We start from the raw sequence: 13,637 nt of genomic DNA, 5'->3' as shown, positions 1-13,637 counted from the left end.
CGGCGAGAGGGTAGCACGGGGCTCGGCAGGGGACGACCCGTTCGCACGGTCCGAACAGGGCGGCAGATCACCGCGAAAAGGCCTTGTAGAGCGTCGCCAGCGAGGCGGCTGCCGTCACCGCATAGTCGGTGAAGACACACACCACGGTGAACGCGATGCACGCCAAGATGCCCAGCCAGAGCAGACGGCGTTCGCGCAGCCGCAGGCGATCCTCGCGCAAGCGGACGGCCTCCAGCCGGTGGTCGTCGTTCTTGAACGGCCCGAAGGGATTGTCGGGATGGGACATGGCGTGGGTTCCGGGGTGGCGGCGGGAACGGGAGGGATTCATAAGGTCTTGTGACAGTTGGGCAGTCTCCGTGGGGGGGGTTGGATGGATTCCTCTTGCGCGGGTTTACCGCATGGCAAAGCGACGATCGAGGCAACGTTGATTAGTTGATGGCAGAGAGGGGAAGGGTTCCTCTTCCGCACTTTCCGAAAGCAAATGCCGGTTTTGTCATGGCGTCGACAGTCCGCCCGTCAGTCGTGATGAGGCGGTCTGCCGCCAGCACCGAAGAAAAGCCGGGCGATGTGTGTTGTGCGTTCGCACAGGCAGAAGCCCGCCCAGCGGAGCAGTCATCGGGAATTCGGCGGGGCTTTCTCTGTCGTGTGTGTACCAAATCGACCCAGCGGGCTTTTCCGCCTCCGTGCCCACGCCCCGCCCGCCTCGACGAACCCACCCGCAACCGGAGACCCGGAGGGCGGCGGACAGGAGGTCCGCCGTTTTTCGACGAGGCACGGATGCCTCGTCGAAAAATCCCGACCACAGTTCCGATGGCAGATTTGCCTCGGCACTGAGGAGTTTTCTTTGGTGACTTTCTTTTCGAAAAAGAAAGTCACCCGCGCACCAGCGCGGAAAAGATTCCGGGCATTCCCGAAAGCCCCAGGGAAGCCCGCGTCGGGAGCACAGCGATGCCACCGAAGCCGCGACACATCACCGTGCGACAAGCAGGTCCCTCACCGGCAGTTCGGGATGACATTCGGAAGGGGCGCGGGACGACGCGCCGACCAAACGCCGTCACGACAACCCGACCAAGCTCGATGCCACCGAGCCACGATCGTGCAAAAAGCAGGTCCCTCGCCTGCGGCTCGGGATGACAACGGGTGGGGTTCGGGATGACAAACGCCCGGGGCTCGGGATGACGACGCCGTGCGACCCGGCACTCCCACCGCCCTACCTGCACGCAACCGCATGACACACACAGGTGCAAACGAATACACCTCCTGAGGGCCCGCGCATGCAGGACCACCCGCCGTTGCTTTTCCCCCACGGACCCCGGACCCTTGTCCGCCTGCCCGAAACCGCCCCGACCATGCCCCACACCATCACCACCACCGAGCTGTTCCTGATCGCGATGACGATCATCTTCTCGGTGCCGTACCTGATCTGGCGCCTCGGCCGCACCGAGTATTTCGCGCCGCTGGTGGTGGTGCAGATCATCACCGGCATCCTGCTCGGCCCCGGCATGCTGGGCGCGGCTTTCCCCGATTACTACGCGTTCGTGTTCACCAAGGACGTCATCCAGTCGCTCAACGGCGTGGCGTGGTGGGCGGTGATGGTGTTCGTGTGGCTGGCCGGCATCGAGCTGGACCTGGGCGAGGCCTGGAAGCATCGCCGCGAGAGCGCGATCACCGCCGGCCTCGCGCTGGGCACGCCGCTGCTGGTCGGCAGCCTGGTCGCCGTCGGCATGCTGGGTTTTCCCGGCTGGCTGGGCGAGAAGGGCCAGACCTGGCAATTCGTGGTCGGCGTGGGCATGTCCTGCGCGGTCACCGCGCTGCCGATCCTGATCCTGCTGATGGAGAAGCTGGAGATCCTGCGCAGGCCGATCGGCCAGCGCATCCTGCGCTACGCCAGCCTGGACGACGTGGCGATCTGGGGCGTGCTGGCACTGGTGCTGATGGACTGGGAGCGGATCGGCCGGCAGGGCGCGTTCATCGCGATCTACGCGCTGGCCTGCGTGGGCTTCCGCAAGCTGATGGCGCGACTGCCCGAGCGCGACCGCTGGTACGTGGCGCTGGTGTGGCTGGCGGCCTGCGCGTTCGGCGCCGACTGGTCCGGCCTGCATTTCATGGTCGGCGCCTTCCTCGCCGGCGTGGTCATGGACCACCACTGGTTCGATCGCGACCGCCTCGACACCCTGCGCCACAACGTGCTGCTGGTGATGATGCCGGTGTTCTTCCTCAGCACCGGGCTGCGCACCGGCTGGACGATGGGCGGCATGGCCGTGGTCGCGGCGGCCGCGGCGCTGCTGGCGGCGCAGGTGGCCGGGAAGCTGGCCGGCGTTCATCTGGCGGGCCGGATCCTCGGCTGGAAACCCGGCGAGGCCGGGATCATCGGCTGGCTGCTGCAGACCAAGGCCCTGATCATGATCATTTTCGCGAACGTGCTGCTGGACAAGGCCATCATCACCAGCGCCACCTTCACTGCGCTGCTGCTGATGGCCGTCGCCAGCACCATGCTGACCGTGCCGATCACCGCGCCGCGTTTGCGCCGCATGCAGGCGCTGCTCGCGCGCGACGCCTGAACGCTGCATCGCCGACCACCGCCCACCCCACTGGCTTCCTCCCGGAGTTCCCGCGCATGACGCGTCCGTTCCGCATCCCTCGCCCCGCCGCCGCCGCGACGGCCCTCTCGGCGCTGCTGCCGGCGCTGCTGCTGGCCGCGTCCGCCTCCGCCGCCGAACGCGTGCGCGTGTCGATCCCGTGGACCACCGGCCAGACCGTGGCCTACGACGACGAGGCCCTGCATCGCGAGAACGGGGAGAACGACGGTGCCAGCGTCCGCCGCATCACCGACGAGACCCGCATCCGCGTCGACGCCGCCGGTCGCGACGGCTACGCGCTGACCTGGACCACGCACGACAGCCGGGTGGAAGCCGTCGACGGCGACCGCAGCCTGTCCGACCTGCTGGCACCGGTGCTGGACGCGCTCGACGACGTGCCGGTCACGATCGAACTGGACGGCAACGGCCGCTATCGCCGGCTGCGCGACCTCGATGCGCTGGCCGACCGGGTGCGCAAGGCGATGCTGCCGGCGTTCCTCGCCAACCTCGACCGCAGCCTCGGCGTCGATGCCGGCGGCAACGCCAAGGTCGACAAGAGCGAACACGACGGCATGCTCGCCGCCGCGCGCCGCGACCTGGAAAGCAACCTGGACGCGATCGTCAGCCGCGACAGCGTCGAGGCCGGCGCGGTCTCGCAGATGCGGCTGATGTCGGCGTTCGTCGGCAAGACACTGGTGCCCGGCAAGGCCTACCGCGACGCCGAGCCGATCCTCTCGCCGGTCGAAGGCCACCCGCTGCCCGGCGTACGCGAATACACGCTGGAGATCGACCGCGACGACCCGGGCCTGGCGCGGCTGCGCTGGACCCATCGCTTCGATGCCGCCGCCGATGCGAAGACGCAGTGGACACTGGCGCAGGAACTCGGCGCGCAGGCCGTCACCGACGGGCTGCCGCAGGACATGGTGCTGTCGCAGTCGGGCACGCTGGTGTTCCGCCGCGACACCGGTCTGGTGGAGCTGCTGGAGGTCGAGGACCGCTCGAAATACGGCCGCGTCCATGACGAGGAACAGCGCCACCGCATGCGCCTGCGCGGCAGCGCGCGCACCTGGTCGCAGGAAGAGGCCGCGCGCCGGCATTGAGGCCGGCCCGGATACCGCGATGCGGTCGTTTCGCACCACGTCCCTGCTCGCGCTGCTGTCGGCCATCATCGCGATGCCAGCCGAGGCGCGCACGATCTACCGCTGCGTGCGCGAACGCACGGTGAGCCTCTCCACCGCGCCGGAACCCGGCTCGAAGTGCGAGGCGAAGGAGATTCCCGACGACGCCGTGCAGACGCCCAACCTGTGGGGCGAGATGGGCGTGTTCAGCGGCACGCTCTACGAACGCGAGCAGGACGGCAAGCTCGTCTACGGCACCCGCAACCTGCCCGGGTCGCGGGTGTACCTGAAATTCACCGTCGCCACGCCGCCGGGCGAACCGGCGCACGAAGGCCTGGGCACCGTCGGCAAGCCGCAGCTGGACCGGCATGCGCGCGTGTTCCGCGCGGTGGCGAAGAAGACCGGCGTCGAGGATGCGTGGCTGCGCGCGATCGCGCACGTCGAGAGCGGCTTCGACGAGAAAGCGGTGTCGCCGAAGGGCGCGCAGGGCGTGATGCAGTTGATGCCGGAGGTCGCCGCCGAACTGGGCGTGACCGATCCGTTCGCGCCGGCGCAGTCGATCGAGGCCGGTGCGCGCCACTTCCGCGCGCTGCTCAAGCGCTACCGCAACGACCCGGCGCTGGCACTCGCCGCCTACAACGCCGGCCCCGGCGCGGTGGCGCGCTACAACGGCGTGCCGCCCTATGCGGAAACCCGGGACTACCTCGAAAAGGTGCAGGCGCTGTACCAGGCCTACCACGCGGCGCTGTCGCCGCCGCCGCTGCGCCCGGCCGATGCCGTGCCGGTGCCGCCGCCCGCCACCGCGCCCGCACCGGCCGTGCCTGCACGCGAGAAGGGCAGCTCCCGAGCCGTGACCGATGGCGCCTGACCCGCGGCGCGCGGCCCGGCATACTGCGCGCATGACCCGCGATCTCCGACTGGTCGGCTTCGACGCCGACGACACCCTCTGGCGCAGCGAGGACTACTACCGCGACGCCCAGGCCGGATTCGAACGCATCGTCGGCGGCTACGTCGATCTCGACGACGCCCACGACCGGCTGTACGCGGTCGAGAAGCAGAACATCGCGCTGTTCGGCTACGGCGCCAAGGGCATGACGCTGTCGATGATCGAAGCCGCGATCGCAATCACCGACGCACGCATCTCGGCGCGCGACCTGCACCGCATCGTCGAGATCGGCAAGTCGGTGCTGCAGCATCCGGTGGAACTGCTGCCGGGCATCCGCGCGGCGGTGGAGGCCATCGCCCGCGAGCGGCCGGTGGTGCTGATCACCAAGGGCGACCTGTTCCACCAGGAAGCCAAGGTCCGCGAGTCGGGCCTGGCCGACCTGTTCCGCCGCATCGAGATCGTCAGCGAGAAGGACACCGCGACCTACGCGCGGCTGTTCGAGGAATTCGGCCTGGCGCCGGCGCAGTTCGCGATGATCGGCAACTCGCTGCGTTCGGACATCGTGCCGGTGCTGGAACTCGGCGGCTGCGGCGTGCACATGCCCTACCACGTGACCTGGGCGCACGAGACCGAGGCCGCGCCGCCCACCGCCACCGAGCGCCTGCGTACCGTCGACGGCCCGGACGGGCTGGTCGAGGCGATCCGCTCGCTGGCAGCCGGCTGAACGTTGCCGGCCGGCGCCCGGAAAGATTAAAACGGCGTTCACCGCCGCCTCGGCATCGTCACCCTCGACCGCAATGTCGCGGTCGGCCGGAGATTCCACCATGTCTTCCCTCGCCCGCTGGCTCGCCCCCGCCGCCCTCGCCGCCACCCTGGCCGCCGGCGCGGCCCTGCCCGCTCCCGCGCATGCCGCCGACCCGCTGGTGCGCGTGATCGTCGATCTGGGCGACGTCGTGTTCCGCAACGGCCAGCCGTATTACCGCTACGGCCGTTACGGCTACGACGACCGGCTGATCGTCGAACGCGATTACCGCGGCCGCCCGGTGTACTACCGCCACGTGCCGCGCGATTACGACGACCGCTACGGCCCGCCCTACGGCAACGCCTACGGTTACCACCGCGTTCGCGACGGCCGCTACATGCGCCAGATCTGCGACAGCCGCGGCCGCTGCCGCGCCGAGTACTACGACCCGCGCTACGACCGCCGCCATGACCGCGATGACCGCTATGGCGATCGCTACGACCGTCGCGATCATGACCACGACCGCGATCGCCCCGGTCGCTGGCGCGACTGACCCCTCCACTGATGCATGAATCCCACCCGACGCCGCGGACCTGTTCCGCGGCGTCGGCGTGTCGGGCCTCGCATTTCCGGACTGCCGTCGCTGGACGCCACCGGCCCCGCGGCCGATCATCCGGTTCCCGCTTCGACATCCCCTTCGACGGAGATCGCCATGCGCATCCTGCTCGCCACCGCCCTGCTGTCCGCCGGCCTCGCCGCGGGCACCGCCTCCGCTCAGACCTTCACCTTCGGCTGGAACCCGCGCAGCGGCGACACCTGGATCGACGTGACGCTGGGCGACATGAACCGTTACGGCAGCCGCTACCGCGACCCGTTCGTCGACGAGATGGTCCGCTACCGCGCCGCGCCGCGCGATCTGGTGGTCGACCTGCTCGCGCGCCACTGGGCGCCGGGTGACATCTACTACGCCTGCGCGCTGGCACAGCTCATCGGACGGCCGTGCCGCTACGTGGTCGAAGTGTGGGAACGCGACCATGCGCAGGGCTGGGGCGCGGTCGCGAAGCGGCTCGGCATCAAGCCGGGTTCGGCGCAGTTCCACCAGCTCAAGCGCGGCTTCGTGCCGAGCTACGATCGCTGGGGCCGCCCGATCGATCTGGACGCGCAGCTGCAGCGCGATTTCCCCGGCCGCGGTCGCGGGCCGAAGCACGACGACGACCATGGCCGCGGCAACGCACCCGGTCGCGGCGACGACGACCACGGCCCCGGCAACAGCGATCACGGCCGGGGGCAGGGCCACGGCAAGGGCAAGCACGGCGGCCACTGAACGATGGACGACGGCCGCATCACCCACCACGGCGGCTGCCACTGCGGCCGCGTGCGCTTCGAGATCGATGCGCCCGCGGCGCTGCAGGCGCTGGACTGCAATTGCTCGATGTGCCGCAAGACCGGCTTCCTGCACGTGATCGTGCCGGCCTCGCGCTTCCGCCTGGTGTCCGGCGCTGACGACCTGACCGAATACCGCTTCAATACCGGCACCGCGCGGCATCTGTTCTGCCGCCACTGCGGCGTGAAGGGCTTCTACGTGCCGCGCAGCCATCCCGACGGCTGGAGCGTCAACGCGCGCTGCCTCGATCCCGGCACCGTCACGTCGCTGGAGATCGTGCCGTTCGACGACAACGACCGCGAGGCCTCGACCGCGGCGCTGGCGCACCTGTCGAAGGATTGAGACGTCTCAGCGCACCGACGCGTCGTCGCGGGCGAGCGTGTCGAGGATCGGGCAGTCGGGCCGATCGTCGCCGTGGCAGCGCGCGGCGAGGTCTTCCAGCGTGCGCCGCATCGCCTCCATTTCCGCGATCCGCGCGCGCAGCGCGTCGGCCTGCGCCAGCGCGAGCGCGCGCACGTCGGCGCTGGCGCGACCGCGGTCGTCCCACAGCCCGAGCAGCGTCGCGATCTGCTTCATCGAGAACCCGAGGTCGCGCGCGCGGCCGATGAACCGCAGCCGATGCAGGTCGGCCTCGCCGTACAGCCGGTAGCCGGCCTGCGAACGGCCGGTGTCGGGCAGCAGGCCGTCTTCCTCGTAATGGCGGATGCGCTTGGCGCTGACGCCGGTGAGGCGCGCGGCCTCGCCGATCCGCACCGGATCGACGGCGGCGGCCGGCGCGGCATGGCCGCAGGGGCGTGAGGCAGATGTCGTCATCGCGTGCTCTCCCGGATCAGTCCGCCTGCGGCGACCAGCGCCGCAGCAGCAGGGCGTTCGACACCACGCTCACCGACGAGAACGCCATCGCCGCGCCGGCGATCACCGGATCGAGCAGCCCGGCCGCGGCGAGCGGGATGCCGACGACGTTGTAGGCGAACGCCCAGAACAGATTCTGGCGGATCTTCCGCACCGTGCGGTCGGAGATGTCGAGCGCAGCCGCGACCAGGCGCGGATCGGGCCGCATCAGCGCGATGCCCGCGGCCTCCAGCGCGACGTCGGTGCCGCCGCCCATCGCGATGCCGACGTCGGCAGCAGCCAGCGCCGGCGCATCGTTGATGCCGTCGCCGACCATCGCCACCGGTGCCTGCGCCGCGAGCGCGCGCACCACCTCGACCTTGCGCGCCGGCAACGCCTCGGCGTGGACCTCGTCGATGCCGACCGCGGCCGCGACGGCCGCCGCCGCGCCGGCGTTGTCGCCCGACAGCAGCACGGTGCGCAGGCCGCGTGCGCGCAGCCGCGCCACGGCCTCCGCGGCACCGGCACGCGGGCGATCGCGAAACGCCAGCAGCCCGCGCGCGGTGCCGCCGGCGGGCCCCACGACCCCCAGCCACGACACCGTGCAGCCATCGGCGGCGAGCGCGTCTGCACGCGCGGAGAGCGTCGCGGTGTCGATGCCCGCCTCCGCCAGCAGCCGCGCGCTGCCGAGCAGCATCACGCGGCCCTCGCTCGTGCCGTCATGGACCGTGCCGCGCACGCCGCGGCCGGGCACCGCCTGCACGTCGGTCGCGGTCGGACGCGCCGCATCGCCGTGCGCGGCCAGCACCGCCTTCGCCAGCGGATGCTCGCTGCCGGCCTGCAAGGCGGCGGCAAGCGCGCACAGCGCCACGTCGTCGCCGTCGGCCGCGACCAGCGCGTCCAGCGTCGGCCGGCCTTCGGTCAGCGTGCCGGTCTTGTCGAACACGACGATCCGCACGGCGCGTGCACGCTCCAGCGCCTCGGCATCGCGCACCAGGATGCCGGCACGCGCGGCGACGCCGGTGCCGGCCATCACCGCCGCGGGCGTCGCCAGCCCGAGTGCGCACGGACACGCGATCACCAGCACCGCGACCGCGTTCAGCGTCGCGCGGCTCCAGTCGTCGGTCGCCACGCCCCAGCCGAGCAGCGTCAGCAGCGCGAGCACGACCACCGTCGGCACGAACACCGCGCTGACGCGGTCGACGAGGCGCTGGATCGGCGGCTTCGCGACCTGCGCGTCCTCGACCAGCCGCACGATCCGCGCCAGCGCGCTTTCGGCGCCCACCGCGACGGTGCGCAGCGTCACTGCGCCCTCGCCGTTGATCGCGCCGCCGATCACGCGGTCGCCCGGCTGTTTCGCGACCGGCAGCGATTCGCCGGTGACCAGCGCCTCGTCGGCATGGGTGCGGCCTTCGATCACCTCGCCGTCGACCGGGAAGCGTTCGCCCGGCCGCACCGCGACGACGTCGTCGACGCGCACCTCGGCCAACGGCAGTTCGCGCTCGACGCCATCGCGGCGCACGCGCGCACGCGCCGGGCGCAGCGCCTGCAGCGCGCGGATCGCCTCGCCGGCGCGGCGGCGTGCGCGGGCTTCCAGCCATTTGCCGAACAGCACCAGCGCGATCACCGCGGCCGAGGCCTCGAAATACAGCGGTCGCAGGCCGTGGTGCGGCACCGGCTGCAGCAGGTGGAAGACGCTGAGCCCGTAGGCCGCGCTGGTGCCCAGCGCCACCAGCAGGTCCATGTTGCCGGTACCCGCGCGCAGCGCGCGCCAACCGGCGCGGTAGAAGCGCAGCCCGAGCCACAGCTGCACCGGCGTCGCCAGCGCCCACTGCACCCAGCCCGGCAGCATCACGTGGCGGCCGAACGGCAGCGCCAGCATCGGTGCGACCAGCGGCAGCGCGAGCGTGGCGGCGATCAGCAGCCGCCACGTTTCGGCGTCGAAGCGCGAGGCCGGCGCGATCGGCGCGGGCGCGCCCTCCACGTGCCGGCGCGCGGGATAACCGGCGGCCGCCAATGCGTCGATCAGCCGCGCGGCGACGGCGTCCGCATCGGCGGGATCGGCCAGCACGGTCGCGGTCGCGCGTTCGGTGGCGAGGTTCGCCGTCGCCGCGGTCACGCCCGGCACCGCGCGCAGCGCGCGTTCCACGCGGCCGACGCAGGACGCGCAGGTCATGCCGTCGATGTCGAAGGCGAGATCCAGCGCGCCCGTCGCGTAACCCGTATCGGCGACTGCGGCGGCGAGCGCGCCTGCGTCGAGTGCGTCGCCGCGCACGTCGGCGGTCTCGCTGGCGAGGTTCACCGTGGCCGCGGCCACGCCCGGCACCGCGGCCAGCGCGCGTTCGATCCGTCCCGCGCACGAGGCGCAGGTCATGCCGCGCACCGGGAAACGCAGGCGATCGGCAGGGGCGGCGGCAGGCGACGGGGACATGGAGCGGCTCCGGGAAACGTGTGCATGGTGACGACGACGCCAGCATCGACCTTCCCCGCGGGGCAAGGTCAAGCGTCCGTCGTCGCATGGCCGCGCTTGACCTTCCCGCAGGGGGAAGCCCGAGACTGCGCGCTGCCGGCACGCCGCTGGCCATCCGGAGCCCCGCCCATGCGCTTCACCGTCGACGGCATGACCTGCGGACACTGCGTCCGTGCCATCACTCGCGCCGTGCAGGCGCTGGATCCCGCGGCGCAGGTCGCGGTGGATCTGGCGGCCCGCAGCGTCGATGTGCAGACCGGCCTGCCGGCGGAGCAGGTGGCCGCGGCGATCGTGACCGCGGGCTACCCGACCGTGACCGCCACCGGTTGAACCCGACTACACTGCGCCGATGCCCGTCCGCTCGCTGCTGCTGCACGTCCTGCTCTGCCTCGCGCTGGTCGTGAACGGCGTCGGCGCGGCCTGGGCGGGCACCCGCGGCGCCTGCTGCGGCCACGCGACGCAGGCGGTCGCCCCGGAGGCGATGCCCTGCCACGACGGCGCGATGCCGATGCCGTCGTCCGACGCCCTGCACGCACACGACATGCCCGCGCCCGACGGGCACCCGATGCCGCCGCATGGCACACCCAAGGCCTGCGACGACCACTGCATCTGCATGACCCACGCTGCCGGCACCCTGCCGCCCGCGCCGCCGAGCCTCGCCGCCGTGCCCGCGCACGCCGTCGTCGCCCACGCGCCGATGCTTCCCCACGCGCCACCGGCGCTGCCGCTGCCGCTGCGACCGCCCATCCGGGCCTGACCCGATCGCCGTCCCTGCATCGAGCCGCACGCCACGCGGCGTCCGCGATGCACGATCCCGTCCTGCCGCGGCCGCGCGATGCGGTCGCTCCGGAGCGTTCCCATGTCTTCCTCTCCTCCCCGCGATCTTCCCGGCGACCGCCTGCGTCGCCGCTTCGTCCAGGGCCTCGCCGGCGGCGGCGTGCTCGCCGCGTTCGGCTGGCCGCACACGGGCTTCGCCGCGCCGCGCGTGCCCGTCCTCGCCGGCACCGACTTCGATCTCTCGATCGGCGAGCTGCCCGTGAACTTCACCGGCCGGGTGCGCCCCGGCGTCGCGGTCAACGGCTCGATCCCCGCGCCGGTGCTGCGCCTGCGCGAGGGCGCCACCGTCGAACTGCGCGTGCGCAACGCGCTGCCGGCCGGCGGCGCGCACGCCCGCGCCACGTCGATCCACTGGCACGGCATCCTGCTGCCGGCGAACATGGACGGCGTGCCGGGCATGAGTTTCGACGGCATCGCGCCGGGCGAGACCTACCGCTACCGCTTCACGCTGAAGCAGTCCGGCACCTACTGGTACCACAGCCATTCCGGCTTCCAGGAACAGGCGGGTCTCTACGGCGCGCTGATCATCGATCCCGCCGAGCCCGAGCCGTTCGCGTACCAGCGCGACCACGTGGTGCTGCTCAGCGACTGGACCGACCTGTCGGCCGACGCGCTGTTCGCGCGACTGAAGACCATGCCCGGCCACGACAATGTCTACCGCCGCACCGTCGGCGATTTCGCCCGCGACGCGCAGCGCGACGGCCTGGCCGCGACGCTGCGCGACCGCCGCGCCTGGGGCGCGATGCGGATGACGCCGACCGACCTGTCCGACGTCAACGCGCACACCTACACCTACCTGATGAACGGCACGACCGCGCTGGGCAACTGGACCGGTCTGTTCGCGCCGGGCGAGACGGTGCGGCTGCGCTTCATCAACGGCTCGGCGATGACCCACTTCGACGTGCGCATCCCGGGCCTGTCGATGACGGTGATCGCCGCCGACGGCCAGCCGGTGCATCCGGTGACGGTCGACGAATTCCGGATCGCGGTGGCCGAGACCTTCGACGTGCTGGTGACGCCGTCGGGGCAGGACGCGTTCACGCTCTTCGCGCAGGACCTCGGCCGCACCGGCTGCATCACCGGCACGCTGGCGGTGCGCGAAGGCCTGCGCGCGCCGGTGCCGCCGATCGATCCGCGGCCGATCCTGTCGATGGCCGACATGGGCCACGGCGGCATGGGACATGACGGCACGGCGCACGGCGGCAGCCACGCGATGGCGCCGATGAAGGGCATGGAAGGCGGCTGCGGCGCCAACATGCAGGGATCGATGCAGGGTTCGATGCCGGGCATGGACCACGGCGCGATGGCGCACGACATGGCCGCGATGCCCGGCATGCAGCACGACGGCATGGCGCATGACGGCGGCATGCAGGCGCATCCCGCCAGCGAACGCGGCAATCCGCTGGTCGACATGCAGACGATGGCGCCGACGCCGAAACTCGACGACCCGGGCATCGGCCTGCGCGGCAACGGCCGCAAGGTGCTGAGCTATTCGATGCTGCGCAGCCGCTTCGACGATCCCGACGGTCGCGATCCCGGCCGCACGATCGAACTGCACCTCACCGGCCACATGGAGCGCTTCGCCTGGAGCTTCGACGGCGAACCGTTCGCGAAGGCCGAACCGCTGCGCCTGAACTACGGCGAGCGCCTGCGCATCGTGCTGGTGAACGACACGATGATGACGCATCCGATCCACCTGCACGGCATGTGGAGCGATCTCGAGGACGAACGCGGCGAGTTCCTCGTGCGCAAGCACACCGTCGACATGCCGCCGGGCACGAAGCGCAGCTACCGCGTGCGCGCCGACGCGCTCGGCCGCTGGGCCTACCACTGCCACCTGCTTTACCACATGGAAGCCGGGATGATGCGCGAAGTGCGCGTCGAGGAGGGTCGCGCATGAATCCCTTCACCCGCATCACCCGCCTCGCCTGCGCGCTCGCGTTCGCCTGCACGCTGCCTGCGCATGCGCAGGACCCCGCGCACGACGCGCACGCGGGCCACGCCATGCACGCGATGCCGCCGACCGATGCGCCGAAGCGCGACACCGCGGACGCGCCACCGTCGACCGCCGACACGCAGGCGCCGAAGACGCCCATTCCGCCGATCACCGACGCAGATCGCGCCGCCGCCGTGTCGCCCGGGCATGGCCACGAACACGGGCGCACCGTGTTCGCGTTCCTGATGGTCGATCGCCTCGAACGCTGGAACGACGGCGCCGGCGGCGAAGCGTGGGGCGTGAAGGGCTGGATCGGCAGCGACGAACATCGTCTGTGGCTGCGCAGCGAGGGCGAACGCGAAGGCGGCAGACTCGCCGACGCCGATCTCGAAGTGCTCTACGGCCGCCCCGTCGCGCGCTGGTGGGATGTGCAGGCGGGCGTTCGCCGCACGTTCGGCCCCGGACCGTCGCGCACCGCCGCCGCCTTCGGCATCAGCGGCATCGCGCCGGGCAAGTTCGAGATCGAGGCGACCGGCTATCTCGACACCGACGGCCGCGTGTCCGCGCGCGCCGAAGCGGCGTACACGCTGCTGCTGACCAATCGCCTGGTGCTGGAGCCGCGCATCGAAGCGAACTGGCAGGCACGCGACGACCGCGCCCGCGGCCTCGGCGCCGGCATGTCGTCGATCGAGGGCGGCCTGCGCCTGCGCTACGAGATCGACCGCCGCTTCGCGCCGTACGTCGGCGTCGTGCGCACGGAGACGTTCGGCGCCACTGCCGACCTGCGCCGCGCGGACGGCGAAGCGACCGGCGAGACGCGACTCGTCGCAGGCGTGCGGCTGCGGTTCTGAGCC

General features: G+C 71.6%; 14 protein-coding genes. 11 read left to right on the top strand and 3 right to left on the bottom strand.

All coding sequences use genetic code 11. The features are described 5' to 3' along the window. Positions 1–67: 67 nt before the first annotated feature. The gene (locus ACT53R_RS13665; protein WP_476172443.1) at positions 68–286 is read right to left on the bottom strand and encodes a hypothetical protein; all 219 of its coding nucleotides are present in this window, start codon (positions 284–286) and stop codon (positions 68–70) included. A gap of 1,063 nt (positions 287–1,349) precedes the next feature. Between ACT53R_RS13665 and ACT53R_RS13660 the strand changes: the two genes are divergently transcribed. The 7 genes from ACT53R_RS13660 to ACT53R_RS13630 all read left to right on the top strand — a co-directional run bounded on the left by ACT53R_RS13660 (position 1,350) and on the right by ACT53R_RS13630 (position 7,051). Further along, entirely contained in the window at positions 1,350–2,561 is a 1,212-nt protein-coding gene (locus ACT53R_RS13660; RefSeq protein ID WP_476172442.1) for a cation:proton antiporter, read from the top strand. Between the two features lie 56 nt (positions 2,562–2,617). After that, a complete protein-coding gene (locus ACT53R_RS13655; protein ID WP_476172441.1) occupies positions 2,618–3,679 on the top strand; it encodes a hypothetical protein in 1,062 nt (353 codons plus the stop codon). A 19-nt stretch (positions 3,680–3,698) separates the two neighbouring features. Further along, the gene (locus ACT53R_RS13650; RefSeq protein WP_476172440.1) at positions 3,699–4,565 is read left to right on the top strand and encodes a lytic transglycosylase domain-containing protein; all 867 of its coding nucleotides are present in this window, start codon (positions 3,699–3,701) and stop codon (positions 4,563–4,565) included. Positions 4,566–4,596: 31 nt separating this feature from the next. Beyond that, the gene (locus tag ACT53R_RS13645; protein WP_476172439.1) at positions 4,597–5,307 is read left to right on the top strand and encodes an HAD family hydrolase; all 711 of its coding nucleotides are present in this window, start codon (positions 4,597–4,599) and stop codon (positions 5,305–5,307) included. 100 nt (positions 5,308–5,407) lie between these two features. After that, positions 5,408–5,878, top strand: a complete 471-nt coding sequence (locus tag ACT53R_RS13640; RefSeq protein WP_476172438.1) for a hypothetical protein — start codon at positions 5,408–5,410, stop codon at positions 5,876–5,878. A 159-nt stretch (positions 5,879–6,037) separates the two neighbouring features. Then, positions 6,038–6,649 carry a hypothetical protein gene (locus ACT53R_RS13635; protein WP_476172437.1) on the top strand — a complete coding sequence of 204 codons (612 nt, stop codon included), beginning with the start codon at positions 6,038–6,040 and terminating at the stop codon, positions 6,647–6,649. A gap of 3 nt (positions 6,650–6,652) precedes the next feature. Continuing rightward, on the top strand, positions 6,653–7,051 hold the full coding sequence (locus ACT53R_RS13630) for a GFA family protein (protein WP_476172436.1): 399 nt from the start codon (positions 6,653–6,655) through the stop codon (positions 7,049–7,051). A 6-nt stretch (positions 7,052–7,057) separates the two neighbouring features. On the opposite strand, the gene cueR is transcribed toward ACT53R_RS13630, so the two are convergent. Both cueR and ACT53R_RS13620 read right to left on the bottom strand, forming a co-directional pair. Beyond that, positions 7,058–7,522, bottom strand: coding sequence for a Cu(I)-responsive transcriptional regulator (gene cueR / locus ACT53R_RS13625; protein ID WP_476172435.1), 465 nt, complete (start codon positions 7,520–7,522; stop codon positions 7,058–7,060). A gap of 16 nt (positions 7,523–7,538) precedes the next feature. Next, a complete protein-coding gene (locus ACT53R_RS13620; protein WP_476172434.1) occupies positions 7,539–9,971 on the bottom strand; it encodes a heavy metal translocating P-type ATPase in 2,433 nt (810 codons plus the stop codon). 168 nt (positions 9,972–10,139) lie between these two features. On the opposite strand from ACT53R_RS13620, the gene ACT53R_RS13615 reads away from it, so the two are divergent. From ACT53R_RS13615 to ACT53R_RS13600, 4 genes are all read left to right on the top strand, one after another. Then, on the top strand, positions 10,140–10,340 hold the full coding sequence (locus ACT53R_RS13615; RefSeq protein ID WP_476172433.1) for a heavy-metal-associated domain-containing protein: 201 nt from the start codon (positions 10,140–10,142) through the stop codon (positions 10,338–10,340). 19 nt (positions 10,341–10,359) lie between these two features. After that, on the top strand, positions 10,360–10,767 hold the full coding sequence (locus ACT53R_RS13610) for a CopL family metal-binding regulatory protein (RefSeq protein WP_476172432.1): 408 nt from the start codon (positions 10,360–10,362) through the stop codon (positions 10,765–10,767). Positions 10,768–10,869: 102 nt separating this feature from the next. Continuing rightward, entirely contained in the window at positions 10,870–12,747 is a 1,878-nt protein-coding gene (locus tag ACT53R_RS13605; RefSeq protein ID WP_476172431.1) for a copper resistance system multicopper oxidase, read from the top strand. Beyond that, entirely contained in the window at positions 12,744–13,634 is an 891-nt protein-coding gene (locus tag ACT53R_RS13600; protein WP_476172430.1) for a copper resistance protein B, read from the top strand. The genes ACT53R_RS13605 and ACT53R_RS13600 overlap by 4 nt, the downstream gene beginning before the upstream one ends. Positions 13,635–13,637: the final 3 nt, after the last annotated feature.

Source organism: Lysobacter sp. DMC104, from assembly GCF_056313665.1.
The sequence above is the reverse complement of the archived record's forward strand: the minus strand, read 5'-3'. Positions and strand labels throughout refer to the sequence as shown.

Coding starts and splice junctions, on each gene's coding strand:
- ACT53R_RS13645 (WP_476172439.1), top strand. CDS start 4,597: ATGACCCGCGATCTCCGACTGGTCGGCTTCGACGCCGACGACACCCTC.
- ACT53R_RS13660 (WP_476172442.1), top strand. CDS start 1,350: ATGCCCCACACCATCACCACCACCGAGCTGTTCCTGATCGCGATGACG.
- ACT53R_RS13635 (WP_476172437.1), top strand. CDS start 6,038: ATGCGCATCCTGCTCGCCACCGCCCTGCTGTCCGCCGGCCTCGCCGCG.
- ACT53R_RS13650 (WP_476172440.1), top strand. CDS start 3,699: ATGCGGTCGTTTCGCACCACGTCCCTGCTCGCGCTGCTGTCGGCCATC.
- ACT53R_RS13665 (WP_476172443.1), bottom strand. CDS start 286: ATGTCCCATCCCGACAATCCCTTCGGGCCGTTCAAGAACGACGACCAC.
- ACT53R_RS13610 (WP_476172432.1), top strand. CDS start 10,360: ATGCCCGTCCGCTCGCTGCTGCTGCACGTCCTGCTCTGCCTCGCGCTG.
- cueR (WP_476172435.1), bottom strand. CDS start 7,522: ATGACGACATCTGCCTCACGCCCCTGCGGCCATGCCGCGCCGGCCGCC.
- ACT53R_RS13640 (WP_476172438.1), top strand. CDS start 5,408: ATGTCTTCCCTCGCCCGCTGGCTCGCCCCCGCCGCCCTCGCCGCCACC.
- ACT53R_RS13605 (WP_476172431.1), top strand. CDS start 10,870: ATGTCTTCCTCTCCTCCCCGCGATCTTCCCGGCGACCGCCTGCGTCGC.
- ACT53R_RS13630 (WP_476172436.1), top strand. CDS start 6,653: ATGGACGACGGCCGCATCACCCACCACGGCGGCTGCCACTGCGGCCGC.
- ACT53R_RS13620 (WP_476172434.1), bottom strand. CDS start 9,971: ATGTCCCCGTCGCCTGCCGCCGCCCCTGCCGATCGCCTGCGTTTCCCG.
- ACT53R_RS13615 (WP_476172433.1), top strand. CDS start 10,140: ATGCGCTTCACCGTCGACGGCATGACCTGCGGACACTGCGTCCGTGCC.
- ACT53R_RS13600 (WP_476172430.1), top strand. CDS start 12,744: ATGAATCCCTTCACCCGCATCACCCGCCTCGCCTGCGCGCTCGCGTTC.
- ACT53R_RS13655 (WP_476172441.1), top strand. CDS start 2,618: ATGACGCGTCCGTTCCGCATCCCTCGCCCCGCCGCCGCCGCGACGGCC.